General features: G+C 63.6%; 25 protein-coding genes and 1 pseudogene. 11 read left to right on the top strand and 15 right to left on the bottom strand.

What is annotated here, in order from left to right; translation table 11 throughout:
• Window positions 1–192: 192 nt before the first annotated feature.
• Together BPNPMPFG_RS19520 and pyk are read left to right on the top strand one after the other, a co-directional pair.
• Entirely contained in the window at window positions 193–639 is a 447-nt protein-coding gene (locus BPNPMPFG_RS19520) for a DUF1036 domain-containing protein (protein ID WP_258596818.1), read from the top strand.
• The gene (pyk, locus tag BPNPMPFG_RS19515; protein ID WP_258590325.1) at window positions 636–2,072 is read left to right on the top strand and encodes a pyruvate kinase; all 1,437 of its coding nucleotides are present in this window, start codon (window positions 636–638) and stop codon (window positions 2,070–2,072) included. Before BPNPMPFG_RS19520 ends, pyk begins: the two co-directional genes overlap by 4 nt.
• A 149-nt stretch (window positions 2,073–2,221) precedes the next feature.
• On the opposite strand, the gene BPNPMPFG_RS19510 is transcribed toward pyk, so the two are convergent.
• The 3 genes from BPNPMPFG_RS19510 to ykgO form a co-directional block, all read right to left on the bottom strand.
• A complete protein-coding gene (locus BPNPMPFG_RS19510) occupies window positions 2,222–3,289 on the bottom strand; it encodes an alpha/beta fold hydrolase (RefSeq protein ID WP_258590324.1) in 1,068 nt (355 codons plus the stop codon).
• Window positions 3,290–3,430: 141 nt separating this feature from the next.
• Complete coding sequence (locus BPNPMPFG_RS19505) at window positions 3,431–4,036, bottom strand: tetratricopeptide repeat protein (protein WP_258590323.1); 606 nt, start codon at window positions 4,034–4,036, stop codon at window positions 3,431–3,433.
• A 112-nt stretch (window positions 4,037–4,148) separates the two neighbouring features.
• A complete protein-coding gene (ykgO, locus tag BPNPMPFG_RS19500; protein WP_006327841.1) occupies window positions 4,149–4,274 on the bottom strand; it encodes a type B 50S ribosomal protein L36 in 126 nt (41 codons plus the stop codon).
• Between the two features lie 229 nt (window positions 4,275–4,503).
• Here ykgO and BPNPMPFG_RS19495 point away from each other — a divergent pair, with 229 nt between their 5' ends.
• Window positions 4,504–4,920, top strand: a complete 417-nt coding sequence (locus BPNPMPFG_RS19495; RefSeq protein ID WP_258590322.1) for a lysozyme inhibitor LprI family protein — start codon at window positions 4,504–4,506, stop codon at window positions 4,918–4,920.
• A gap of 14 nt (window positions 4,921–4,934) precedes the next feature.
• Here BPNPMPFG_RS19495 and BPNPMPFG_RS19490 read toward each other — a convergent pair whose 3' ends face one another.
• The 10 genes and pseudogenes from BPNPMPFG_RS19490 to BPNPMPFG_RS19445 all read right to left on the bottom strand — a co-directional run bounded on the left by BPNPMPFG_RS19490 (window position 4,935) and on the right by BPNPMPFG_RS19445 (window position 12,913).
• Window positions 4,935–6,011, bottom strand: coding sequence for a 5-(carboxyamino)imidazole ribonucleotide synthase (locus BPNPMPFG_RS19490; RefSeq protein WP_258590321.1), 1,077 nt, complete (start codon window positions 6,009–6,011; stop codon window positions 4,935–4,937).
• Window positions 6,008–6,505 carry a 5-(carboxyamino)imidazole ribonucleotide mutase gene (gene purE, locus BPNPMPFG_RS19485; protein WP_258590320.1) on the bottom strand — a complete coding sequence of 166 codons (498 nt, stop codon included), beginning with the start codon at window positions 6,503–6,505 and terminating at the stop codon, window positions 6,008–6,010. Before purE ends, BPNPMPFG_RS19490 begins: the two co-directional genes overlap by 4 nt.
• A gap of 149 nt (window positions 6,506–6,654) precedes the next feature.
• Window positions 6,655–7,838 (bottom strand): annotated as a pseudogene (locus BPNPMPFG_RS19480) (serine hydrolase domain-containing protein).
• Entirely contained in the window at window positions 7,813–9,132 is a 1,320-nt protein-coding gene (locus tag BPNPMPFG_RS19475) for an alginate export family protein (protein WP_258590319.1), read from the bottom strand. The pseudogene BPNPMPFG_RS19480 and the gene BPNPMPFG_RS19475 overlap by 26 nt, the downstream one beginning before the upstream one ends.
• 42 nt (window positions 9,133–9,174) lie before the next feature.
• Entirely contained in the window at window positions 9,175–9,342 is a 168-nt protein-coding gene (locus tag BPNPMPFG_RS19470) for a hypothetical protein (RefSeq protein ID WP_258590318.1), read from the bottom strand.
• A 421-nt stretch (window positions 9,343–9,763) separates the two neighbouring features.
• The gene (locus tag BPNPMPFG_RS19465) at window positions 9,764–10,660 is read right to left on the bottom strand and encodes an anti-sigma factor family protein (RefSeq protein ID WP_258590317.1); all 897 of its coding nucleotides are present in this window, start codon (window positions 10,658–10,660) and stop codon (window positions 9,764–9,766) included.
• Complete coding sequence (locus BPNPMPFG_RS19460; RefSeq protein ID WP_258596817.1) at window positions 10,657–11,196, bottom strand: sigma-70 family RNA polymerase sigma factor; 540 nt, start codon at window positions 11,194–11,196, stop codon at window positions 10,657–10,659. Before BPNPMPFG_RS19460 ends, BPNPMPFG_RS19465 begins: the two co-directional genes overlap by 4 nt.
• 46 nt (window positions 11,197–11,242) lie before the next feature.
• Window positions 11,243–11,590: a cupredoxin domain-containing protein gene (locus BPNPMPFG_RS19455; protein WP_413776784.1), complete on the bottom strand. Its 348-nt coding sequence runs from the start codon at window positions 11,588–11,590 to the stop codon at window positions 11,243–11,245.
• Between the two features lie 11 nt (window positions 11,591–11,601).
• A complete protein-coding gene (locus BPNPMPFG_RS19450) occupies window positions 11,602–12,555 on the bottom strand; it encodes a metallophosphoesterase family protein (protein ID WP_258590316.1) in 954 nt (317 codons plus the stop codon).
• A 154-nt stretch (window positions 12,556–12,709) separates the two neighbouring features.
• Window positions 12,710–12,913, bottom strand: coding sequence for a YdcH family protein (locus BPNPMPFG_RS19445; RefSeq protein ID WP_095089397.1), 204 nt, complete (start codon window positions 12,911–12,913; stop codon window positions 12,710–12,712).
• 238 nt (window positions 12,914–13,151) lie between these two features.
• Here BPNPMPFG_RS19445 and BPNPMPFG_RS19440 point away from each other — a divergent pair, with 238 nt between their 5' ends.
• The 6 genes from BPNPMPFG_RS19440 to BPNPMPFG_RS19415 all read left to right on the top strand — a co-directional run bounded on the left by BPNPMPFG_RS19440 (window position 13,152) and on the right by BPNPMPFG_RS19415 (window position 18,005).
• Window positions 13,152–13,331, top strand: coding sequence for a YdcH family protein (locus BPNPMPFG_RS19440; protein WP_258590315.1), 180 nt, complete (start codon window positions 13,152–13,154; stop codon window positions 13,329–13,331).
• A 322-nt stretch (window positions 13,332–13,653) separates the two neighbouring features.
• Window positions 13,654–14,904, top strand: coding sequence for a flavodoxin-dependent (E)-4-hydroxy-3-methylbut-2-enyl-diphosphate synthase (gene ispG, locus BPNPMPFG_RS19435; protein ID WP_258590314.1), 1,251 nt, complete (start codon window positions 13,654–13,656; stop codon window positions 14,902–14,904).
• A gap of 6 nt (window positions 14,905–14,910) precedes the next feature.
• The gene (locus BPNPMPFG_RS19430) at window positions 14,911–15,765 is read left to right on the top strand and encodes a lytic transglycosylase domain-containing protein (protein WP_258590313.1); all 855 of its coding nucleotides are present in this window, start codon (window positions 14,911–14,913) and stop codon (window positions 15,763–15,765) included.
• Between the two features lie 43 nt (window positions 15,766–15,808).
• Window positions 15,809–16,360 carry a phosphotransferase-like protein gene (locus BPNPMPFG_RS19425; protein WP_258590312.1) on the top strand — a complete coding sequence of 184 codons (552 nt, stop codon included), beginning with the start codon at window positions 15,809–15,811 and terminating at the stop codon, window positions 16,358–16,360.
• Window positions 16,361–16,419: 59 nt separating this feature from the next.
• Complete coding sequence (locus tag BPNPMPFG_RS19420; RefSeq protein WP_258590311.1) at window positions 16,420–17,172, top strand: Stf0 family sulfotransferase; 753 nt, start codon at window positions 16,420–16,422, stop codon at window positions 17,170–17,172.
• A 95-nt stretch (window positions 17,173–17,267) separates the two neighbouring features.
• Entirely contained in the window at window positions 17,268–18,005 is a 738-nt protein-coding gene (locus BPNPMPFG_RS19415) for a class I SAM-dependent methyltransferase (protein WP_258590310.1), read from the top strand.
• Window positions 18,006–18,027: 22 nt separating this feature from the next.
• Here BPNPMPFG_RS19415 and BPNPMPFG_RS19410 read toward each other — a convergent pair whose 3' ends face one another.
• Both BPNPMPFG_RS19410 and BPNPMPFG_RS19405 read right to left on the bottom strand, forming a co-directional pair.
• On the bottom strand, window positions 18,028–20,367 hold the full coding sequence (locus BPNPMPFG_RS19410; RefSeq protein WP_258590309.1) for a response regulator: 2,340 nt from the start codon (window positions 20,365–20,367) through the stop codon (window positions 18,028–18,030).
• Between the two features lie 208 nt (window positions 20,368–20,575).
• Window positions 20,576–21,499 (bottom strand): LysR family transcriptional regulator, encoded by a 924-nt coding sequence (locus BPNPMPFG_RS19405; RefSeq protein WP_258590308.1) that lies wholly within the window; start codon window positions 21,497–21,499, stop codon window positions 20,576–20,578.
• Between the two features lie 274 nt (window positions 21,500–21,773).
• Here BPNPMPFG_RS19405 and BPNPMPFG_RS19400 point away from each other — a divergent pair, with 274 nt between their 5' ends.
• Window positions 21,774–22,508 (top strand): SDR family NAD(P)-dependent oxidoreductase, encoded by a 735-nt coding sequence (locus tag BPNPMPFG_RS19400; RefSeq protein ID WP_258596814.1) that lies wholly within the window; start codon window positions 21,774–21,776, stop codon window positions 22,506–22,508.
• A 48-nt stretch (window positions 22,509–22,556) separates the two neighbouring features.
• Entirely contained in the window at window positions 22,557–23,309 is a 753-nt protein-coding gene (locus tag BPNPMPFG_RS19395) for an SDR family NAD(P)-dependent oxidoreductase (protein ID WP_258590307.1), read from the top strand.
• Window positions 23,310–23,316 lie beyond the last annotated feature (7 nt).

Raw genomic sequence — 23,316 nt, 5'->3', positions numbered from 1 at the left:
TCCCAGGAAATCTGGCAGAAGTCGGCGAATTGTGCGCCGGAGCCTTTCTAAATCGATTGGAATTGGACAAAACGGTGCGTTGACATGCGCCCGGACTTTTCCGAAAAGGGGCGCAGAGAGATGCTGATGTGGTTCTTGAGGGGTTTTCGGATGGGTTCCGCCGGCAGGCAGCGCATGCGCTCTGCCTTTGCCATGCCGCTCCTGATCCTTGCCATTGGCCTGTCGGCGATGGTCATGGCCTCGCCGGCGCGTGCCGATTTCCGCGTCTGCAACGCCACGCAGAACCTGGTTGGGGTCGGCATCGGCTATCGCGCCAAGGCCGGCTGGATCACCGAGGGCTGGTGGCACATCGAAGGATCGAGCTGCAAGACGCTGATCGAAGGGCCGCTGTCATCAAGGTTTTACTATCTTTATGCAGAAGACGCCGAGCGCGGTGGACGCTGGGACGGCCCGATCAACATGTGCGTGGCCGAAAAAGAGTTCAAGATCGCCGGCGTAACCGATTGCGTCGCCCGGGGCTTTCAGCGCGCCGGATTCCAGGAATATGACACGGGCGAACAGGCAAGCTGGATGGTCCAGCTGACCGATGAGCCCGCAACGGGAGGCGCTCCAGCCGCCCCGGGAACGAACAGTCAATGAGACGTAGCCGCAAGGTCAAGATCCTCGCCACCATCGGTCCGGCCTCCTCGTCGGAAGAGATGCTGAAGAAGTTGTTCGAAGCGGGCGCCGACGTGTTCCGCATCAATATGAGCCATACCGACCACGAGCTGATGCGCACGCTGGTCGGACGCATCCGCGCCGTCGAGGAAGCGGTTGGCCGGCCGATCGGCATCCTGGCCGACCTGCAAGGCCCCAAGCTGCGTGTCGGCAAGTTCGCCAATGGCAAGGAAGTGCTGACCGTCGGCCAGACCTTCACGCTCGACGACAATCCCGAACCCGGCACGTCGACCAGGGTCTACCTGCCGCATCCGGAGATCCTGAGTTCGGTCGAGGCTGGTCATCGCCTGCTGATCGATGACGGCAAGCTTGAGCTGAAGGCGGTGAGAAGCGACGGCAAGTCAATCGTCTGCACCGTCATTGCCGGCACCACGATTTCCGACAAGAAAGGCGTCAGCCTGCCCGACACCGACCTGCCTGTCGGCGCGCTGACAGAGAAGGACCGCAAGGACCTCGATGCCGTGCTGGCGACCGGCGTCGACTGGGTCGCGCTGTCCTTCGTGCAGCGGCCGGAGGATCTGGCGGAAGCGCGCAAGATCGCACGCGGCCGGGCGCTGATCATGGCCAAGATCGAAAAGCCGCAGGCCGTTGCCCGGCTGGCCGAGATCATCGAACTGTCCGATGCGCTGATGGTCGCGCGTGGCGATCTCGGTGTCGAAATGCCGCTCGAGGCGGTGCCCGGCATCCAGAAGCAGATCACGCGCGCGGCGCGCCGTGCCGGCAAGCCGGTGGTGGTGGCGACGCAGATGCTGGAATCGATGATCACGGCACCCGTGCCGACCCGCGCCGAGGTGTCCGATGTCTCGATCGCCGTCTTCGAAGGCGCCGACGCCATCATGCTGTCGGCGGAATCCGCCGCCGGCGCCTATCCGGTCGAAGCGGTGGCGATGATGGACCGTATCGCCACCAAGGTCGAAACCGATCCGACCTATGCCGGCATCATCAACGCCCAGCGCTCCGAGCCGGAGGCGACAGGCGCCGACGCCATTTCGCTCGCCGCCCGCGAGATCGCCGAGACGCTGAAACTGTCGGCCATCATCACCTACACCGCGTCCGGCACCACCGGCCTGCGCGCCGCCCGCGAGCGCCCGCAGGTGCCGATCATCGCGCTGTCGCCGATCCTCAACACCGCGCGGCGGCTGTCGCTGCTGTGGGGCACGCATTGCGTCGTCTCTCCCGATGCCAGCGACCTCGACGACATGGTCAACCGCGCCTGCCGCATCGCCTTCGACGAGGGCTTCGGCAAGCCGGGCGATCGCGTCATCATCACCGCCGGCGTGCCGCTGCGGACACCGGGTTCGACCAACATGCTGCGCATCGCCTATATCGGGTCCGACGTGCAGGGCAACCGGTAGATCGCCTGAACCACCAGAGCGGTTCATCGTTTCACGGAAACGCAGGACCGCTCACCTCTTTATCTTGACGCAATTCCCTAAGGGAAAGCGCTGCGCGCTTTTCCCGGGAAAACCGTTTCACACTTTTCCTGGAATTGCGCCAGGCGTGATCAGGTCGGCGCGAGCTCCGCCTGCGGCACCTTGATGTCGGCGCATCTGTCGGTGCCATAAGCGTCGCCGGCGATGCGCGCCTCCACGGTCTTTGCCAGTGCCTGCAGGTCGATGTCCTTGCCGGCGACCTTCTCGATGGCGCCGACGACGAGGTCGGGCGCGATCCAGTCCGGCTTGTGGCCGAGATTGTGCACCCAGACGAGTTCGGCGCCGGCAATGTCGCGCACCAGGCCGACCGAGTGGATATGCGCGTAGACCACCTTGTCACGGTCGCCCGAAATCACCACGGTCGGCGCCTCGATCTCGTTGTAGTGCGGTGCGGCGCCAAGGGCATAGCGATAGAGCCCGGCGACGTCGGTGGCGTTGGCGCGAAAGGCCGACGGCCGCAGCACCAGCCGGATCGAGGCCATGCTGAGATAATTGTCCGGCGCCTTGTTGGGCGAGAAGACGCAGGTCGTCGCGTCAGCCATCTGCAGCGTTCCCGCCGGATAGGTCAGCGTCTCGGAAAACAGCCAGCCGAGGACCGGAATGGTCGTCGCATCATAGTACCAGGAGGTCGCGCCGCCCGGCCAGGGGTGGCTGGCCGGCGACAGGAAGACCAGCCCAAGCGTCTTGTCGGAATGCTCGCGACCAAAGGCCGTGGTCACAGCGCCGCCAAAGGAATGGCCGACGATGACCGCCTTTTTCATGCCGAGACGGTCCATCAGGGCGGCGATGGTGTTGGCTTGCGCCGACGGGGTTTCATTGTTGCCGGGGCCGCGCCCCGACCAGCCAAAACCCGGCCGGTCGAAGAACAGCATTTCGGCGCGACCTTCGAGCCGCGGCCGCAGCGGCAGCATCTGATCCCTGAGATTGGCGCTGGCGCCATGGATGAAGACGATCGGCGGCAGATCGGCGTTCGCAGGTGCCGGCACATGGACATAATGGATGCGGGCGCCATTGATGTCGGCGAATTCACCGATCGGCGGATTGCGCCGCTCGATCAGCCATGAGCCGACGCGGGTGACACCGACAAGGCTTAAGACGAGCGCCATCAGGAAGGCGAGCAGGGCATAGATCAGGTTCATGCGGGGAGATACGGGCCGGAGCGGAATTAGTTCTGGAGTAGGGGAGTAGGGGAGTAGGGGAGTAGGGGTATCTATTCCACAGGGCAGTTTACACTGCCCCCTACTGCCCTACCCCCCTATTCCCCTACTCCCTTAAAGACATCAAATGCCCTCGCCGGCGAGCTCTTCGGAAATCGTGGCGACCTGGTCCTGGGCGCTGCGCATCATCGGATAGATGGCCAGCACCTTCTGCCAGGCTTCGAGCGCCGATTGCTTGTGGCCGGTTAGGGCCATGATCTGCGCCAGGCCGGACAGCGCGCCGAAATGGCGCGGCTCGAGCTGCAGCGTGTGGTCGATGTCGGACATCGACTTGCCGTAGTTCTTCATCATGAAATGCACGGTGGCGCGCCGGTTCCAGCCTTCGGCATAGGTCGGCTGCAAGGTCACGACCTGGTCGAGGAAGTCGAGCGCGACGGCGAATTTCTGGCCTTCGATAGCCCTTTGCGACCACAGCATCATCAGGTCGATCGAGGCGCTGCCGGACTGGAGCCACTCGTTCCAGATGTTGCCGGCTATGCGTTCGGCGGCCTTTTCGTTGCGCTCGCGCTTCAGGTCGCTGAACAGCTGGTCGAGACGGGCCTGCTTCGTCGTTGCCACCGGCGGTGTATCCGCAGCGGCGGGTGGCGCGACAGCGTCATCCCCCCGAGCCGGCAAGGAAATCGTGCCGGAAAGAAGCAGACTTGTCAAAAATGCAAAGAGAATCCGCATCGCGGGACTCTAGTCCCGGTCTGCGGAACGTCAAACTGAATTTGGCGTGAAGGGGCCGGCAGGCCGGCGACAAGCATCAATTGGGCGGAGGCAACACGCCTCCGGCCGAAACTCAGCCCTGGCGTGCCTTGTAGCGCGGGGCGGTCTTGTTGATGATGTAGACGCGGCCCTTGCGGCGAACCAACTGGTTGTCGCGGTGACGCGCCTTGAGCGCCTTGAGCGAATTCTTGATCTTCATGGTCTTGCCTGTCGGTGTGGACCCGGTCCGGGTCGAAATTTTAAGGCGCGCCAGAAGACGCGCCTTTGAACTGTGGGTGGCTCATAAACGAGGAGCCTCGTCCCTGTCAACCGCAAGCGTGCTCCACCTCTCCATATCATCAAATATCCGCCATGTCGGCCTGGCGGCATTGCGCGGCCTTTGGCCGGCTGGGATGATAAGGTCTTTGCGAACTGATTTGGGGATGACCATGCGCCTAATTTTCCTGTCCGCCTGCCTTGTCTTGCTGGCGGGAGCCTCGGCTGCCCGCGCGCAGGAGTGCGACCGCAACGACGACAGCCAGCAGATGATGAACATCTGCGCCGGCGAGGATTACCAGGCCGCCGACGACAGGCTCAACACGGCCTATCAGGACCTCATCAACTCCGATGATGCCGATGACAAGAGATTGCTGCAGGCGGCGCAACGCGCCTGGATCGCCTTCCGCGACGCCGAATGCACCCACTCCACCGCAGCCAGCAGCGGCGGCTCGATCCACGCGATGGAGGTTTCGCAATGCCTGACCAGGCTGACCAATGATCGCATCAGGCAACTCGCGGCGGCGGCCAATTGCCAGGAAGGCGATGCGAGCTGCGCCAGTCCGGGCGACGAGGGCGACGTCCAGTAGACCGCGTTCCGCACTCAGGCGCGACGGTTGACCCGGGTAAAGTGGCCCATCTTGCGGCCTAGGCGGGCCTCGGCCTTGCCGTAGAGATGCAGCATCAGATCGGGCTCGGCGAGCAAGGCTGGAACGCGCAGCACATCGTCGCCGATCAGGTTCTCCATCACGCAGTTGGAGTGACGATTAGGGTCTCCCAGCGGCAGGCCGGCGACGGCGCGGATGTGCTGTTCGAACTGCGAAACGATGCAGGCGGCTTCCGTCCAATGGCCGGAATTGTGGACGCGCGGCGCGATCTCGTTGGCCAGCAGGGAGCCATCGGCCAGCACGAAGAACTCGACGCCGATGACGCCGACATAGTCGAGCGCCGCAAGTATCTTCGATGCGGCTGCCCGCGCCGCTTCCGCCGTTTCGGGCATAATGGCGGCCGGCAAGGTCGATGTGTGCAGAATGCCGTTGCGGTGGACATTCTCGGCCGGATCGTAGGCGGCAACAGTGCCGTCCAGCCCTCGTGCCGCGATCACAGAAATCTCGCGCTCGAACGGCACGAAGCTTTCCAGGATCAGCGGTACATTGCCCATCGCTTCGCAGGCGCCGGCAAAGCCGCCCGCTTCCATGTTGCGGAAGACGCGCTGGCCCTTGCCGTCATAGCCCATGCGCCGCGTCTTCAATATGCCGCTGCCGCCGAATGCCTTCAGCGCCGCCGTCAGCTGGTCGTCATTGTCGACCGGGCGGAAATCCGCTGTGGCAATGCCGATGCCATTGAGGAATGTTTTTTCGCCCACCCGGTCCTGCGCCACGTCAAGCGCACGCGCCGGCGGATGGACCGGAACCTTGGCGGCAAGCGCGGTTGCCGCCGCGACCGGCACGTTCTCGAACTCGTAGGTGACGACGGAACTCGACGCTGCCAGCTCGACAAGAGCGGCCGGGTCGTCATAGGCGGCTGTTATCTGTCGGTTGGCGACCTGTGCCGCCGGGCAATCCGCTTGCGGCTCCAGCACGACCGTGCGGTAGCCGAGGCGGGCCGCGGCCATCGCCAGCATGCGGCCGAGCTGGCCGCCGCCAATGATGCCAATGGTCGATCCGGCGGGCAGGCTCACGGTGTATCCGTGGGTTCGGTCGCCACCTTGGCGGTCTGCGCGGCGCGCCAGGCATCCAGCCGCGCGGCAAGCTTGTCGTCGTAGAGCGCCAGCACGGCGGCAGCCAGAAGGGCTGCATTGGCGGCGCCAGCCTTGCCGATGGCCAGCGTTCCGACGGGGATGCCGGCCGGCATCTGCACGATGGACAGCAGCGAATCCTGCCCGGAGAGCGCCTTCGATTCCACCGGCACGCCGAACACCGGCAGCGGCGTCAGCGCCGCCGTCATGCCGGGCAGGTGCGCGGCACCGCCGGCGCCGGCGATGATCACCTTGTAGCCGGCAGCCTTGGCGCCCTTGGCGAAATCATAGAGCCGGTCGGGTGTGCGATGCGCCGAGACGATCAGGCGCTTGTGCGGGATGCCCAGTGCCTCCAGCGTTTCGGCGGCGTGGCGCATGGTTGCCCAGTCGGACTGGCTGCCCATGATGACGGCGACGTCGGCGCGTTGATCGTCCAAGTTCCTGCTCCCCGGCGACAAAGGCGCGCCTTAGCGGAATTTGGCTGCCACGGCAAGGATGCGGGGGGAGTTGTTGTTTCGGTTGCCGCTGGGCCGTGGCCCAGTTGCAGGATATGAGCGTGCCGCGCGGCCGATGTCGCGGCCGGCAGTTATTTTATGAGATGTCTGGCGAGAGCTTCGTAGGCGGGCAGCGATGTCGGATCGTTCGCGGCATTGCCGGCGACCGGGTTGGAGGCAAAGCGCGCGATGACCATGCGAGCCTTCGGATCGACATAGATGGCTTGTCCGTGGACGCCGCGGGCCATGAACGCGCCATGGTCGTTGTTGGAGATCCACCACATTCCACGGTAGCTCCAGCCTTTCAGCAGGGAATATCCCGCCTTTGCGAAGGCGGCCTTGTCGCCGCCGGCGCGGATGTCGGCAATCGCCGCTTCCGGCACGAGACGCCGGCCGTCGATCACGCCGTCGTCGAGGAGCAATTGCCCGATCCGCGCCATGTCAGGCCGGCATTGAGGCCGCCGCCGGCGAAGGGCGTGCCGATGGAATCGACAGTATAGTAGCCGTCCTGTTCGGCGCCCATCTTGCTCCAGATCCGCTCCGACAACAGGTCGGCGACGGATTTGCCGGTGACGCGGGCAATGATCCAGCCCAGCGCATCGGTGTTGATGGTCTTGTAGCCGAAGGCGCTGCCGTGCTCGCCTTCCTTGCGCACGGTCTGGAGGTATTCGAAATAGCTGCGCGGACCGGTATAGTCTGCCGGCTTCGGCAGCGGATTGCCCGCCGCCGAATAGACCCAGACATCGGCATCGGGATCGGCATAGTCCTCGCTGTAGTGAAGACCGGTTGTCATATCCAGAACCTGCCGAACGGTCGCGTCGCCGAAGGCGCTCCCGGCAAGCTCCGGCACGACGGTGCCGACCTTGGCGCCCGGATCCAGTTTGCCCTCGGCCACCAGCATCTCGCCCAGAAGCCCGGTGAGGGACTTCGTCACCGACATCGCCCCGTGCTGGCCGGTCTCGTTCAGGCAGCCAGAGTAGCGTTCATAGACCACGATGCCGTCATGCAGCACGACGATGCCGTCGGTGTAGTTGGCCGCCAGCGACTCCTCCCAACTCATCGGCTTGTCGCCGCCCAACGGGGTGAATTCGATCGTGTCGATCGTCGGGTCGATCCTGCGTTCGAGGGGCACAGGCGCACCGATGCCGCGGCTGACACCGACCGTCGGCATCAGCTGGCGGAAGTGGCAGGCGGTCCAGCGCAGCTTGGGGAAGCTGAAATAGTCGGGGTCGGAAAAACGGATGATCTTGTCATCGGGCGGAGGCGAACCGACCATCCATCCGAGTTTGCCGGGATCGGACGCTTCGGCTGAAATGGAGGTTGTCTCCTTGGCATGAGAAATCGTCGGCACGACCGCCGCGCCAAGCGCCGCGGTGAAGAACAGTGCGGCGGCAAAACGGGATTTCCTCCTGGCATCCATAATTGGCGACGACATTGACGAAACCTCCTGTCCAGACTGGCAGATTGCCGTTGACGAGCGAGGCCGCTCCGGGCCCGGGAAAGGAAACACTGAAGCCGGCGGTAAGATAGATATTGGGGGTCAAGACACGGTTGTATTCGAGGAAGATGTCGTCCGCGAGATGCCTGGCCGTGGCGCCGGTGATCGCGTTCGGCACGCCTTCCGAAGAGTCGACACGCGTCGCTTGGCCGAACTGGAGCGGACTGCGCAGCTCGTTGGCGTTGATATAGGCGTAGCGAAGGGTGAAGGTGTCACGGTCTGTCGGCGTCACGCGCAGGCTGATCTGGTGGGCGTTGACGTTGGTGTTGATGAAGAGCATCGACGATTTCGATCCGGTCGACCAGGAACTCGGGCTGCCCTCGTAGAAGAGCGGATCGAAGCGTTCGAGCTTCGAGGTCGATGGATTGTCACCTGAAAAAGTCTGGTACGAATAAGAGATGGTCGGCGCCCATGAATATTCGGCGAAGGTGTAGCCGACCTGGGCTCGACCGGCCCACGCCGCCATGTCGATGCGGTTATTCCATTCATAGGCGAAATCGCCGCCAACAAAGAAGTTCTCGAAGCTCCCTTGCGAAGGGCTGACGCCATAGAGGTTGACGAAATTCAGGCCGTTGCGCCCGCCGGGCAGGATGCTCGGCGCACCGATGCCGTTAGGCGCGGCTTTTGGATAGGGGGCGTCGGAGTCCAGCACGTGGCCGAATGTTGCGCCGGCAAAGTTCTCCGGCCCCGCGTCATAGCGAAGGTCGGTGCCGGCGATCCTGGTGTTGCTGTCGGTGTCGGACAGCTCATTGGCGTCAAGATAGAAGGCAGTACCAGTAAAGCCGTCGACGCCAAACCGCCCGATCGCGGCCTGTTCCCAAGCCTTGCGTGGTCCGAGCTTGAGCGCGCCGCGATCGAAGCCGCTGGAACCGCCATTGGCGAGCAGCATGCCGGTGCCCGCCTTGAATTCGCGCGGTCCGACCGAAATGTCGAATGTAGGTCCTTCCTGGTTGGTGGAGCGCAGGCCGAGATAACCCTCCTCGAGGGTTATGCGACCAGTATTGCCGGTGTCATAGGCGTCGATGCCAACCGTGCCTGACGCCACCAGCGAGATCATGCCGTATGCCGACACGACCGAGGTGAGCTCCTTGGAGAAACTCAGGCCGGGTTTGACTTAGCCTTCGAGCCAGGTCGTGTTCGCATTGAAACCGGCGGATGGTGCGAACGTGTCGGCATAGTTCCAGAACAGATTGTGTTCAGCCACGACATTCAGGCCTGCCTGAAGATGTGCCCTGATCACAAGCCCATTGCTGTCGAGCAACAGCATGGGGTCATCAGCCAATGCGACGCCAGGGACGCAGAGAACACCGGAGAAACAGACGATCGCGACAGGCCAAAGTCTATCCCGTTGCATTCGCTCGTCCTAATGCAGGCATGTCCGTCATTCCCTCCTACTGCCGTTTGATTTAAACGACTGTAGATCATCAGCAGTCCTTCTTCTGCTTTTTCTGCGACAGATGGATAACGCGGATGGAATTGGTGTCCGCCTGGGGCTTGCTTGCCCGCGCGCGCCGCTTCTTGCCGACAAGATGGCTCTTGCCCAAAGGCGACAGCCCGAACCCAAGTCCTCGGGGGCATCGAATCGCCGTCGTCTGACAAGGCGGAAATCAGCCTAAAGCGCTTCGCGTTTGCACGGATTCAGGCGACGCGCTTTTTATGCATGTCGTTCCCCCAAAACCGGGGCCACTTTTGGTCGACACGCATTACACCGCCGCCTTGCGGAAGCGGGCGACAAAGTCGTCGAGTTCGGGCCGCTCCATGTCGGAGATCGCCCAGTAGGAGAAGGCGCCGTCGCTCCAGTGCACCAGCGAGAAGCCGCCCGACGAGAGATCTTCGGGCGCGACAGTGCCACCGCCCTGCCGCGGCTCGGCGACCAGCGTGATCAGGTGCTCGCGGTGGCGGTAGACCAACGCCGGCACCGGCCGGTCGGCGATCACCTCGACCCGGCCGCCGATCAGCGCGTAGCCGTCCTGCGCCAGGTCCGGCGCCGGCGGCGACACGCCGATCCGGGCATCGAGCCATGGCTTGACCGTGTGGCGGTCGGACGAGACGATGTCGATCGGGCTCGCCGCAAGCAGGCTGCGGCGATGGCCGCTGGCGACCGCCGCGGCAAAGCTGTCGGATGCGCTGTTGACCATCACCCATTGCGTCGCCCCGCTGGCCAGCACCGCGCTGACCACGATCGACGCGGCAAGAGCACGCCAGTCGAACGAGCCGAAGCGGCGTGCCCTTGGCAGGACCCGCTGCGATAGGCGTGTCCCGGCGTTACGCCTCTGGCCTCCCCCGATCGGTGCACTCAATCCCGGCTGCGCCGACGGCGTGCCCGGCTGCGGCGCCTCGTCTTGCGCCTGTTGTGACGTACCTGTCATGCCGAGCGCCGCGATGCGCGCCCGAAAGGCGTCGCTGACATCGGGGCGCGGCAAGCGGCTGACCGCGCCCTGCAAGGCGAGGATGCGCGCGTGTTCGGCGGCCAGCCGCGGGTCGGCGGCGATGCGCCGCTCCAGTGCCAGCGCCGCTGCCGCGTCGAGTTCGCCGTCGATCAAAGCGTGGATCATCAGCTTGATCCCTTCCGCGTCATTGGGCAGTCCGTCGTCGCTCATGGCGCACTCCCAAGTTCAGACATAAGCAGGTTCCGCGCCCGCGCCAGCCGCGACATCACCGTGCCCATCGGTACGCCGAGCATGGCCGCTATCTCGCGGTAGCTGAGCCCATTGATGTCGCGCAGCACCAGCGTCTCGCGAAACGGCTGCGGCAGCGCTGATATCGCCGCCTCCAGCGCCGCCGTATCGGTCTTGGCGATCAGGCTTGCCTCCGGGCCGTCTTCGGCTGGCAGGCTGGTGCCATGCGCCGCCGCCATCTCGTCGAGATCGCCGAGGTCGCCGACGGCGAGCACGGCGCGCGGCCGGTTGCGCGACATCCAGGTGTAGGCGGTGTTGCGCACGATGGTCAGCAGCCAGGCGCGGGCATTGCCGCCGGCATAGCCGGCGATGCCGGCATGCGCCTTCAGGCAGGCATCCTGCACGACATCCTCGGCATCGGCGGCGTTGCCGGTCAGCCAGCGGGCGAGCGCAAGCGCGTCGCCGAGATGGGGCAGCACCACCTCGCTGAAGCGCTCGGCCTGGGCCTTTTCGCTCAACACCGCAGCATGTTCCAGCACTCCGGGCAGGTCCTGCCACGCCCCGTCAAGGAGCGACGGTGATCTTGCCCTGCATGTGCGGGTGAAGCCCGCAGAAATAGGCAAAGTCGCCTGCTTTGGTGAAGGTGAATTCATATGTGTCACCGGTGTCAAGCGCCTTGGAGCGGAAGGAGGAATCGTTGGCGACGACCAGATGCGGGATGTCGTCGTCGTTTCTGAAGGTCACGGTGGTGCCGGGCTTGACCGTCAGCACTGGCGGCGTGAAGGCGAAATTCTCGATTTTGACCATCGGCGCATCGGCTGCCCGCAGCGGCGCGGGCGCCAGGAGGGCAAGGCCGGCAAAACCGAGCGCGGCAACAGGACCGACAAAGGGTCGGGTCGGAAAACGGATCACGGGATGTCCTCTCAGGCCAATGTCGAGTCGATGATGGCAAGGTCCTGCCCGCCTTGCTTCACGGAGACGCTGCTGGTGCCCAGCAGGCCGCGCAACTGGCCTGCCGGCACAGTCATGGGCCCGGGCGACTGAGCAGTACCGGGGGCCGGCTGCGGGAAGGCGGTCGAGCGCGCGGTGTGGAAGGTGACGTTGCCTTCCACCTTCTGCATGATCTGGTGGATGTGGCCGTTGAGCACGGTGACCGAGCCAAAGCCCTTGAGCAGGCCGAGCGCCTGTGCCGCGTCGTCGGTGCCCCAGCCCCATTCGGGATAGATGGCCCATAGCGGAATATGGGCGAAGACGACGATCGGCGTCGAGGCGCTGACCGCCTTCAGATCGTCGGCCAGCCATGCCAGCTGCTCACCTCCGAGATTGCCGAGCCCGCCGGCCTTTAGGTTGACGACATTGACCAGTGCCACGAAATGCACGCCGTTCTGGTCGAACGAATACCAGCCGGCGCCCTTGGTGCCCTTGCCATAGCGGTCGAGATAGGCCTTGCCATTGCCGTCGTCGATCAGGTCGTGCTCGCCCGGCACGTAGTGCACGTCGAAACCGGCACCGCCGATGATCTGAGCCGCATTGTCGAATTGTGCCGCCTTGGAAAGATGGGTGATGTCGCCGGTGTGGATCATGAAGGCGGGCTTTTGCGGCAGCGCCTGGATCTTGCCCATCGCCTCCTTCAGCGTGTCGATGGCATGCGGGTTGGCCGCCTTGTCGAAGCCGATATGGCTGTCGGATATCTGCAGGAAGGTGAAGCCGCTCGCCATGGCCTCGGCCGCCTTTGCGGCGCCAAGCAGGTTGAGCGACACCGGTATGCCGCCTGAAATCGTCCACAGCACGCCGGTGCCGGCCCAGATCATGCATTCCAGCGCGTGGCGGCGGCTGATGCCGTCGCGCCCATTATCGTCATCGTGGTGATGGGTCATGTCGGTCTCCTCTACGCCCGGAGTGGCGTATGCAGAGGAGACCAGGGATGGCGCCGGTTTATTCCCGGTGGGTGCCGGTCCGGTCGTTCACGGTCGCGTGATGGCAACCTGCCCGGCAAAGCGGGAGAGATTACGCCGTCAGCGCCATGCGCGATCAGGCAATGATGTCGGGAATGATCTTGTCTTCCAGCGCCATCAGCCGGTCCTTGAGGAACAGCTTCTTCTTTTTCATGCGCTGGATCTGCAGCGGGTCGCAATTCGTGGCGATCATCGCATTGATCGCCGCATCGAAATCGGCGTGTTCCTGCTTCAGCCGGGAAAATTCAAGGCGAATATCGGCCTGTTCCTGATCGGACATTCTCTACCGTCTGCACGTCTGCGGCGCCCAAAACTGGGCCTGATTGGGCGGGGCCGGGGTCTTTTATCACCGGCGCGCAGCCCATATCACATTTCACATTGTCGTGGAATGCTACCACGCAGCATTCGACATCGTCGCCGGATGGTGGCACAGTGTCATTGTGCCGTCACAGAGCGAACCTGCGGTGGACGCGCCGTGACGGCTGCAATCGAGGAAACCATGAAAGGGAGAACCAATCATGTCTCTTGCATCCCATCTTGATGAGTTGCAGCGGAAACACGGCGACATCGAGCGCGAGATCGATGACGCGATGAACCATCCGTCGGTCGACGGCCTCGAAATCGTGAATCTCAAGCGACGCAAGCTGGCACTCAAGGACGAGATTGAAAAACTGAGAGCGCAACCGACCACGCATTGATGCTCTCCTGACATAGAAGCTTACGCTTCTCGGCCTCTTTTTCCGGCGGCACCCGCCGCCGGGATGGTGGGTTTTGACTTCCAGCCGAGCTGTCAGCCAAGCCTGGATTTCCATTCGGGTCAATTTCCGCTTCGGCCGTCGGCGGATCATGGATCGTTTCTGGTCCCGGCGGCGGGCCAATTGCGGTCAGTGGCGACCTGTCGCCATTGACAAGCCATCTTTGCTCCTCCACCTCATGCCCGGACTTCAGCGCATCGCCCGGAGCGCGCTTTGTGCGTCCATGTGGACGTAATGGCGCTCCCGAGACAAAAGGGCTGCCGGCATGACCGGATATTTTTCCTCTCCCTTCCCCCGCCGCACCTCGGTCGGCGTCGATGTCGGCGGCGTGGTCGTCGGAGGCGGCGCGCCCGTCGTCGTGCAGTCGATGACCAACACCGATACGGCCGACATCGACCAGACGGTTGCGCAAGTTGCGGCGCTGCACCGCGCCGGCTCCGAGATCGTGCGCATCACCGTCGATCGCGACGAGAGTGCCGCTGCCGTGCCACGCATTCATGAGCGGCTACAGCGGCTCGGCGTCAACGTGCCGCTGGTCGGCGATTTCCACTATATCGGCCACAAGCTTTTGGCCGATCATCCGGCCTGCGCCGAGGCGCTGGCCAAATACCGCATCAATCCGGGCAATGTCGGCTTCAAGGACAAGAAGGACCGGCAGTTCGCGGCGATCGTCGAGATGGCGATCAAATACGACAAGCCGGTTCGCATCGGCGTCAACTGGGGCTCGCTCGACCAGGAGCTTTTGACCCGGCTGATGGACGACAACCAGCGCCAGGGCTTTCCGCTTACGGCGCAGGAAGTGACGCGCGAGGCGATCGTGCAGTCGGCGATCCTGTCGGCCGAAATGGCGGAAGAAATCGGCCTTGGCCGCGAGAAGATCATCCTGTCGGCCAAGGTCAGCGGCGTGCAGGATCTGATCGCCGTCTATACCGAACTCGCCACCCGCTCCAACCATGCGCTGCATCTCGGCTTGACCGAGGCCGGCATGGGCTCGAAAGGCATCGTCGCGTCGTCCGCCGCGATGGGCATCCTGCTCCAGCAAGGCATTGGCGACACCATCCGCATCTCGCTGACGCCGGAGCCGAATGGCGACCGCACGCGTGAGGTGCAGGTGTCGCAGGAACTGCTGCAGACCATGGGGTTCAGGCAGTTCGTGCCGATCGTCGCCGCTTGCCCCGGCTGCGGCCGCACCACGTCCACCGTGTTCCAGGAACTGGCCCAGAACATCCAGGCGGATCTGCGGAAAAACATGCCGGTGTGGCGCGAAAAATATCCCGGCGTCGAGAACCTCAAGGTCGCGGTGATGGGCTGCATCGTCAACGGCCCGGGCGAGTCCAAGCACGCCGATATAGGCATTTCACTGCCCGGCACCGGCGAGACGCCGACGGCGCCTGTCTTCGTCGACGGCAAGAAGGCGGCGACGCTGCGCGGGCCGTCGATCGCGGCGGATTTCGAGAAAATGGTCGCCGACTATATCGAGCAACGGTTTGGCCGCGGCAAAGCCGCGGCAGAGTAGACCAAAATGCCGCGTTTCTTCTGGGCGGCGCTGATCTTGCTGGGCGGGCTGGGGTTGTCGACATCAGTTCAGGCCGATCCGCCGCAATCCGCCAAGCAGAGGCTCATCTACAAGGTCTGCAATTTGATCCAGGCCCATGCCGACCAGAACGGCCTGCCCAGGGATTTCTTCGCCCGGCTGATCTGGAAGGAAAGCCGCTTCGATCCCAACGCTGTCAGTCCGGTTGGCGCCGAAGGCATCGCCCAGTTCATGCCGGGCACCGCCAAGATGCGTGGGCTCGCCAATTCCTTCGACATCAGCCAGGCGATCACGGCCTCGGCGCAATATCTCGCCGAAATGAAAACCAGCTACGGCAATCTCGGTTTGGCGGCCGCCGCCTACAATGCCGGCGAAAGCCGGGTGTCGCGCTGGCTGGGTTCCGGCGGGTTCCTGCCGATGGAGACCGAGAGCTATGTTTTCGACATCATGGGCGAGCCGGTCGACAAGTTCACCGACCGGGCCTATGCCGGAAAGGTCGAGCCGCTCGACGCAAAGGCAGATTTTGCCGTTGCTTGCCGCAGGCTGCCGGTGATCATGTCGCAGACCGTGGCGATGGCCTCGACCAACATAAAACCATGGGGCATCCAGGTGGCCGGCAATTTCCGCCGCAGTGCCGCGATCAGCCAGTGGCTGCGGGTGAGGAGCCGGTTTCCGGCGCTGCTCAGCGGCCATGATCCGGTGGTCAGCCGGGTGCGCACGCCAATCGGCCGGCGCGGCATCTACGCGGTCAGGATCGGTGTCGACGACCGCGCCGCCGCCAATGTCATCTGCCAGAAATTGCAAAGCGTCGGCGGGGCGTGCGTGGTGGTGCGCAACCGGTAGCGAGACACGCGGCCGATGTTCTTGTCTGAAAGAGGCGCTTGAAGTGAAAGCCAGCATCGTTCTGCTCAACGGCGTCGGCAGTGCCGGCAAAAGCTCGATCGCCAGGGCGCTGCAGCAGATTACCGCCGCGTCCTTCCTGCATGTCCAGATGGACACTTTCATCGAGATGCTGCCCGACGCCTTGCAGGACCATACGGATGGGTTTTTCTATGAAACCATCCGGCGGGACGGCAAGCCTTCGGTCGTGATCAGGACCGGGCCGGTGGGCGCACGAACCCTGCGCGGCATGCGGCACGCCATCGCCGCCATGGCCGGGCAAGGCAACAATCTCATCGTCGACGACGTGCTCTGCAACGGCGAAATATCAGACTATCTCGAACTGCTGTCGGCTTTCGATCTGCATCTGGTCGGCGTGATGGCGCCGCTGGAGGTGCTGGAGGCACGCGAAGCCCAGCGGGCGGACAGGCTGCCGGGCCTGGCGCGCGGGCAATATGGCCGCGTGCACCAGGGCATGGACTACGACTTGGAAATCGACACCAGCGTTCTTACGCCGCTCGAATGCGCCCGTCGCATACAGCAAAGATTTCGGCTATAGCGGCGGCCATCATTTGCCAGGGGCACACGCCCGACCACCGACGAGCAGCATGGCGTTACATGTTTGACGGATACATTCTCTGCGGCACGCCGAGAACCGGAAGCACTCTGCTGTGCAAGCTTCTGGCGTCCACGAAGACAGCCGGCGACCCTCACTCATTCTATCGGCGGCAGGACGTGTCGGAGTGGGCCGAAGAGTGGAATCTGCCCGACCGCGGCATGATGAGCGAACTCGAATTCAATGCCGCCTATCTCAATGCGGCGATCACCGCCGGCAAGGGTGGGACAGGCATCTTCGGCCTTCGTCTGATGCGAGAAAACCTGGGTGAGCTCTCGGCGATCCTCGACCGGATTTTCCCAAAACTTCCCTCGGACAGAGCGCGTCTTGAGAAAGCATTCGGCCATGTTCTCTACATACATCTCTCGCGGGAGAACAAGCTTGCGCAGGCCGTCTCCCTGATCAAGGCGGAGCAAACCGGTCTCTGGCACATCGCCCCTGATGGAACCGAGATCGAAAGGGTGGGATCTCCAAAGGAACCTCGGTATGATTTCCAGCGGATCAAACGAGAGGTCGCCGACCTCGAGACCTATGATGCGGCCTGGAACATCTGGTTCGCAGAACAAGGCATAATTCCGCTGCGCGTTGGCTATGAGCGGCTTTCAAGCAATCCGGCGGCGACATTGGTGTCCATCTGCGAAGCCCTGGGAGTTCAAGCGCCGAACGCCGATGACGTAAGACCCGGCGTTGCAAAGCTCTCCGACGAGACGAGCCTTGACTGGATGCGCCGCTATCATCTGGACGTAGCCGTCTGACGCATCGCGGGGTATGCCGAGCAAGGTAGATGCCATCAGCGAAGGTATGGAATGCGCCTGTCGCACACGCGAGCATTTCGATTGAAGGCAGCAGTATGACCGATCCCATCTACAATAATCCCGACTTCGTCCAGTTCTACGATATCGAGAACCAGAGCCGTACCGATTTTGACTACTGCACAAGTCTTGCCAGACATGGCGGTTCGGTTCTCGATCTCGGCTGTGGCACCGGGCAACTGGCTGCCGAACTGTCCGACCGGCATAGTGTCACCGGCGTTGACCCAGCATCGGCGATGCTCGACGTCGCGCGGCGCAGGACCGGCGGGCGCAAGGTCGACTGGGTGGAGGCCGATGCGCGAACCGTTCGTCTCGAACGACGCTTCGATCTGGTGCTGCTGACCGGGCACGCGTTCCAGGTTTTCCTGACGGAAGAGGATCAGCGGGCGGTGTTGCGCACCATCGCTGAACATCTCGCTCCCTCTGGGCGCTTCATCTTCGACACGCGAAATCCCGCTGTGGAGACGTGGCTGGAGTGGACGCCGCAGCGCTCCGAACGGATGGTGGCGCATCCCAGTCTCGGCACAGTCAAGGCCTGGAATGATGTCGAACACGATGCCGCCACTGGCGTCGTCACCTGTTCGACTTTCTATGAAATTCCAGGCGGCAGATCGGTTCTGGGCGCCGAATCGAAAATAGCTTTCCCGGAGAAGGAGGATCTCGCCGGGATGCTGGATGAGGCCGGCCTGCTGGCGGAGCAATGGCTCGGCGACTGGGATGGCGAGCCTTATGTCGCCACCTCTCCGGAAATCATCCCGATCGGCCGGCTGCGCTGATACGCCAGACCAGCAGCCAGGCTTACGCCGTCTTCGCCACCACCGTCTCGCTGAGCCAGGTGCCGATCTTGGTGCCGAGGCGGTCGGGCGAAACCGGCTTGGGCAGATAGTCGTCCATGCCGGCCTCGATGCACTTGTCGCGATCGCCCTTCAGCGCGTGCGCGGTGACGCCGATGATCGGGATGTGCGTGCCCGACGAGACCTCCATGGCCCTTATGGCGCGGGTCGCTTCGTAGCCGTTCATCTCCGGCATCGAGACGTCCATCAGGATCAGCTTCGGGCGCAGCGCCCGGTACATCTCGACCGCCGTGCGGCCGTTGCCGGCGATGCGGTAGCTGAGGCCGAGGCCATTGAGGATCTGGCCGAACACCAGCTGGTTGACGTCGTTGTCCTCGGCAATGAGGATATCGATCGGGCCGTTCGGCGTGGCCGTCGATTCCGGCACTGCCGAGGCCGGCATCGACGGGCCGCGGATGACGGTGAAAGCGGGCGGCGCTGGCGGGGCGGCCGGCACGATCGGTTCGCGGACGAACCGCGCCTTGCCCATCTGCGAGCGGGCCTTCTGGACGACCGAGATGACGGTGCCGAGCAGGACCGCCGAGCGCGCCGGCTTGGTCAGGTGCGCGGCGATGCCGAAGTCGATGATCATCTTGCCGAAATCGACCTGGTCGACCGAGGTCAGCAACACCACCGGAATGGCGGACAGCCGGCTGTCGGAAGCGATGGCCCTGGCGACGTCGGCGCCGTTCATGCCCGGCATCTGGTAGTCGAGGATGATGCAGTCGACAGCGGCTCCCAGCTGGCAGGCGCGGTCGAGGAAGGCCAGGCCCACGGCGCCGCTTTCGGCGGCGGCACAGTCGAAGCTCCAGCTTCTGAGCTGCTCGAGCAGGATCTCGCGGTTGACCGGGTTGTCGTCGATGACCAGCACGCGCGCGCCGGTGACGTCGACCGGAATGATCTCGTCGCGCGCCGCGGCGTGATGCGCGGGCAGCGGCACGGCGAACCAGAACACCGAGCCGCGGCCGATCTCGCTCTCGACGCCGATCTTGCCTGCCATCAGGTCGACGAGGCGGGCGGCGATGGCGAGGCCTAGGCCGGTGCCTTCGTGGCGGCGTGTCGACGAGCCGTCGACCTGGGCGAATTTCTCGAACACGTTCTGCAGCTTTTCGGCCGGGATGCCGATGCCGGTATCCTCGACGCGAACCTTGAGCTGGACCACGTCATTGACGATCTCGCCACCGACATCGATCAGCACGTGACCCTTTTCGGTGAACTTGACCGCGTTGCCGAGCAGATTGGTGACGATCTGCCGGAACCGCCCGGCGTCGCCGATGACATGGGCCGGCAGGCGCGGGTCGACACGCACGATCAGTTCGAGGTTCTTTTCGGCGACGCGCGCCGAGACCAGCGTCGCCACGTCCTCGACCGCCTCGGAGAGACGGAAGGGAGCAGGGTCGAGGGTGAGCTGGCCGGCATTGATCTTCGAGAAATCGAGGATGTCGTTGATGATGGTGAGCAGCGCGTTGCCGGATTTCACGATGACGTCGGTGAACGTCTTCTGGCGCGGGGTCAGGTCGGTCTTGGCCAGCAACTCGGCCATGCCGAGCACGCCGTTCATCGGCGTGCGGATCTCGTGGCTCATATTGGCCAGGAATTCCGACTTGGCGCGGTCGGCGGCCTCGGCCTTGAACAGGGATTCGGCGGATTCGGCAAAGGCGCGGCGGATAGCCACTTCCATCGGGCGGAAGATCCAGAAGGCGACGATGGCAAGGGCGGCGAACAGGATGCCGCTCGCCCACAGCAGCAGCCTGTCACTCGAAGCATCGGCCAGATGGCGCTCTTCGTCCATGGCGGTGCGGACGCGGACCAGCATGGGCTGGGCAAACAGGTCGTTCTGGTTGCGGATCTCGCGATAGCTCCATTCATCGACCTTCTGCGCCACCGACATCAGGTTGAAGTTGCGCACCATGTCGCGCGGCGACCAGAACAGGTCGCCGTTGACGGAAGCCGATTCGATCTCGTTGATGGTGTTCACCGAAAGACGCGGCTTGATCGCGGCAAGCTGCGCGGTCAGCGTCTCGATCTCGCCGGTCAGCCGCTCCGAATGGCCGCGTGCCGATGTGGTCAGCGCTTCGCGGGTCTCCGCCCGCCAGGCGGTACCGGTCGTCTCGGCAAAGCTGGTCGCGTTGCGCAGGTCGCGGGTGAAGACGACAAGGTTGCTGTTCAGCGCATCGATCTGGTGGCGAAAGGAATTGACCCGATCGAGCGCAATCACGATTGCCGCGGAGGCCAGCGCGAAGATCAGCAACCCTGAAATATAGCGGATCCGGACGGACCGGATGAAGGACGAATATTCCGGCATGCGCAACCCCAACACATACGCATCATTTTAATGACCGGGATTACGCTTCATTTACATTAAAATTTCGTGTGTGGGAGGCGGAGCCAACCGATGGGTGATGGGTTTGATCCGAAGCCGACCTTCGTTGGTTGAATCTTGAATGGCAGCTTTGCGCCTCCATTCGGTCATTCGTGCCAAAGTTTCGTTACTCCTAAAAGCCGCCATTCGGTCATCTGGCCGGCGACGGCTGCATCGTCGCCTCGCGCGATACGGACAGTCCCGCGAGAAGCGGCGCGTAGGCGGCGAGCCTGCGGGATACGAACTCGGTGAAGAGCCGCACGCGCTTCGTCTTGCGTGTCTCGCCCTGTGTGAGAAGCCATACCGTGCCGTACATGTGCAGGTCGGTGCCTGGCACCCTCGCCAGCAGGGGGTCGGCATCGCCAATGAAGCATGGCAGCGTCGTCATCCCGAGCCCCTGCCGCACCGCGACGATCTGCGCCTCGCCGTCCGTGACCCTGAACGGAACTTCGGCGGTGCGAACCTCACCCTCACTGGCCCATTCCGGAATTCCATGAATGCTTATGACGATCCACCGGATGGGATCAGGCGCGCCCGCACGCCATGCGGCTAGTCGATCCCGGGACATGTAGACGCCTCCGAACAGCTCCGGTCCCTTCAGGCCGTGAAGATTGAGCGGTAGGGTTTTGCGGTCGTAGACGACGCGGATCGCCACGTCGGCGTCTCGGTTGGTCAGATTTGCCAGCTCGCCGGACGACAGGATTTCTATCTCGATGTCCGGATGCAGACGCGCGAAATCGGCGAAGTCCGGCATGAGCAGGTGTGTCGCGAGGGTCGGTGCCAGCGTCACGCGCAGAAGCCCGCGCACACTCTGGTCGCGCCCCAAGACGCGCGTTTCCAGCTGGTGCGACGACGCTTCCATCTGCTCCGCGAGCTCGAGGACCTCCTCGCCCGCAGCCGTCAGGCGGTAGCCCGAAGGCAGCTTTTCGAACATGTGCGCCCCGAGGCGTTCCTCGAGCTGGGCGATGCGCCGCAGCACGGTCGCGTGGTTCACACCGAGGCTCTTGGCGGCGGCCCGCACCGAGCCTCCGCGCGCGACGGCAAGAAAGTAGCGAACGTCATCCCAGTCGATCATGGTGCAATCTCGCACCGCGCGGTGCGCCTTCCAAAGCCCTAACTTATCCTACAACAGTACAGGGCGGCCATGATAACACTTGTCCACCAGCGGCGCTCAATTCCAAACGGCGGAACCTTATCGTCGCGGCTGCCGTTAACAGCCGGATCGGATCGATTTCGCACCACCGATGTGCGTGCTTCCTCACTCAACGCCTGACCTCGGCGGACCCATCTTGAGGGTCTCGGGGGCGTCCCCGAATGAGCAAGGCGGAAGGCTGGAAGGAATGCACGTCATGACCAGACTGAATGGAAAGACCGCCGTCATCACCGGCGGCGCCACCGGCATTGGCCGCGCCGCAGCAAAGCGATTCGTCGAGGAGGGCGCCTTCGTCTTCATCTTCGGCCGCCGACAGGAAGCGCTCGACGCCGCTGTGGCGGACCTCGGGCCCAATGCACGCGCGGTGAAAGGCTCGGTCTCGGATGAGGCCGACCTCGACCGGCTCTACGCTGCGGTGAAGGCCGAGCGCGGTAGCCTCGACATCGTCTTCGCCAATGCCGGGGCCGGAGGCCCGCTTCCGCTCGGCCAGATCACCGCCGAGCACATTGACGAAACCTTCGACACCAATGTGAAGGGTACGATTTTCACGGTCCAGAAGGCGTTGCCACTCATGGGCTCGGGCGGTTCGATCATCCTGACCGGATCGAGCGCCGGCACCACGGGCGCCCCGGGATTCACTGCCTACAGCGCGAGCAAGGCGGCCGTGCGCAATCTCGCGCGGACCTGGGCGGAGGACCTGAAGGGCACCGGCATCCGGGTCAACGTTCTGTCGCCCGGGGCGACGGCGACCGAACTCGCGAAGGAAGCGCTGGGCGAGGAGGGCCAGAAGGCCTACGGCGCGATGACTCCGCTCCAGCGCATGGCCGATCCCGCGGAGATCGCAGCGGTGGCTGCCTTTCTCGCGTCGTCGGACAGCAGCTTCATGACCGCCAGCGAGGTCGCCGTCGACGGCGGCCTGGCGCAACTTTGACCCCAGCGCGGTTCGTGTCTGGCCCGCGCGCAAAGAAAGACAAAGATTATGAAAAAACTCGAAGGCAAGGTTGCAGTCATCACAGGCGGAAGCAGCGGGATTGGCTTGGCGACGGCCAAGCGCTTTGTAGAAGAAGGTGCACACGTCGTCATCACCGGGCGACGAGAGAAAGAGCTGAAGGAGGCCGCAGCCTTCATCAAGAGTAATATTACGACGGTCGTGGGCGACGTGTCACGCTTGGAAGATCTGGACCGGCTCTATGCCGTCGTGAAGGAGAAACATGGTCACATCGACATTCTCTTCGCGAACGCGGGCGCGGGGACAATCGCACCGCTCGCGGTCGCCACTGAGGCACATTTTGATCAGACCTTCGATGTGAACGTGAAGGGTCTGTTCTTTACGGTGCAGAAGGCCCTTCCCCTGTTCAAAGACGGCGGTTCGATCATCCTGAACTCTTCAGTGTCGAACGTGTTGGGGCTTCCAGGGTTTAGTACCTACGCCGCGAGTAAGGCGGCTGTACGCAACTTCGCGCGCGCTTGGACACTGGAGCTCAAAGACCGCAAAATCCGCGTCAATGCAATGAGTCCCGGAGCAATCGAGACGCCGGCCTTAGAGACAACGACTGGCCTTACCCCTGAGCAAGCCGAGCAAGCGGCCGCCCAGTTTGCGTCACAGATCCCAATGGGTCGCAGGGGCAAACCAGAGGAAATCGCGGCTGCCGTCACGTTCCTCGCCTCCGATGAAAGTTCTTTCATCACTGGCGTGGATCTCGCCGTCGACGGAGGCATGGCGCAGGTCTGACCCCGGC

The sequence above is a fragment of the Mesorhizobium sp. AR07 genome (assembly GCF_024746815.1).
Taxonomy (GTDB): domain Bacteria; phylum Pseudomonadota; class Alphaproteobacteria; order Rhizobiales; family Rhizobiaceae; genus Mesorhizobium.
Note: the sequence above shows the minus strand (reverse complement) of the source record. Positions and strands in the feature narration are given on the sequence as shown.

Coding starts and splice junctions, on each gene's coding strand:
- BPNPMPFG_RS19405 (WP_258590308.1), bottom strand. CDS start 21,499: ATGATCGACTGGGATGACGTTCGCTACTTTCTTGCCGTCGCGCGCGGA.
- pyk (WP_258590325.1), top strand. CDS start 636: ATGAGACGTAGCCGCAAGGTCAAGATCCTCGCCACCATCGGTCCGGCC.
- BPNPMPFG_RS19415 (WP_258590310.1), top strand. CDS start 17,268: ATGACCGATCCCATCTACAATAATCCCGACTTCGTCCAGTTCTACGAT.
- BPNPMPFG_RS19510 (WP_258590324.1), bottom strand. CDS start 3,289: ATGAACCTGATCTATGCCCTGCTCGCCTTCCTGATGGCGCTCGTCTTA.
- BPNPMPFG_RS19395 (WP_258590307.1), top strand. CDS start 22,557: ATGAAAAAACTCGAAGGCAAGGTTGCAGTCATCACAGGCGGAAGCAGC.
- BPNPMPFG_RS19450 (WP_258590316.1), bottom strand. CDS start 12,555: ATGACCCATCACCACGATGACGATAATGGGCGCGACGGCATCAGCCGC.
- BPNPMPFG_RS19440 (WP_258590315.1), top strand. CDS start 13,152: ATGTCTCTTGCATCCCATCTTGATGAGTTGCAGCGGAAACACGGCGAC.
- ispG (WP_258590314.1), top strand. CDS start 13,654: ATGACCGGATATTTTTCCTCTCCCTTCCCCCGCCGCACCTCGGTCGGC.
- BPNPMPFG_RS19420 (WP_258590311.1), top strand. CDS start 16,420: ATGTTTGACGGATACATTCTCTGCGGCACGCCGAGAACCGGAAGCACT.
- BPNPMPFG_RS19430 (WP_258590313.1), top strand. CDS start 14,911: ATGCCGCGTTTCTTCTGGGCGGCGCTGATCTTGCTGGGCGGGCTGGGG.
- BPNPMPFG_RS19465 (WP_258590317.1), bottom strand. CDS start 10,660: ATGAGCGACGACGGACTGCCCAATGACGCGGAAGGGATCAAGCTGATG.
- BPNPMPFG_RS19495 (WP_258590322.1), top strand. CDS start 4,504: ATGCGCCTAATTTTCCTGTCCGCCTGCCTTGTCTTGCTGGCGGGAGCC.
- ykgO (WP_006327841.1), bottom strand. CDS start 4,274: ATGAAGATCAAGAATTCGCTCAAGGCGCTCAAGGCGCGTCACCGCGAC.
- BPNPMPFG_RS19410 (WP_258590309.1), bottom strand. CDS start 20,367: ATGCCGGAATATTCGTCCTTCATCCGGTCCGTCCGGATCCGCTATATT.
- BPNPMPFG_RS19505 (WP_258590323.1), bottom strand. CDS start 4,036: ATGCGGATTCTCTTTGCATTTTTGACAAGTCTGCTTCTTTCCGGCACG.
- BPNPMPFG_RS19445 (WP_095089397.1), bottom strand. CDS start 12,913: ATGTCCGATCAGGAACAGGCCGATATTCGCCTTGAATTTTCCCGGCTG.
- BPNPMPFG_RS19400 (WP_258596814.1), top strand. CDS start 21,774: ATGACCAGACTGAATGGAAAGACCGCCGTCATCACCGGCGGCGCCACC.
- BPNPMPFG_RS19520 (WP_258596818.1), top strand. CDS start 193: ATGCCGCTCCTGATCCTTGCCATTGGCCTGTCGGCGATGGTCATGGCC.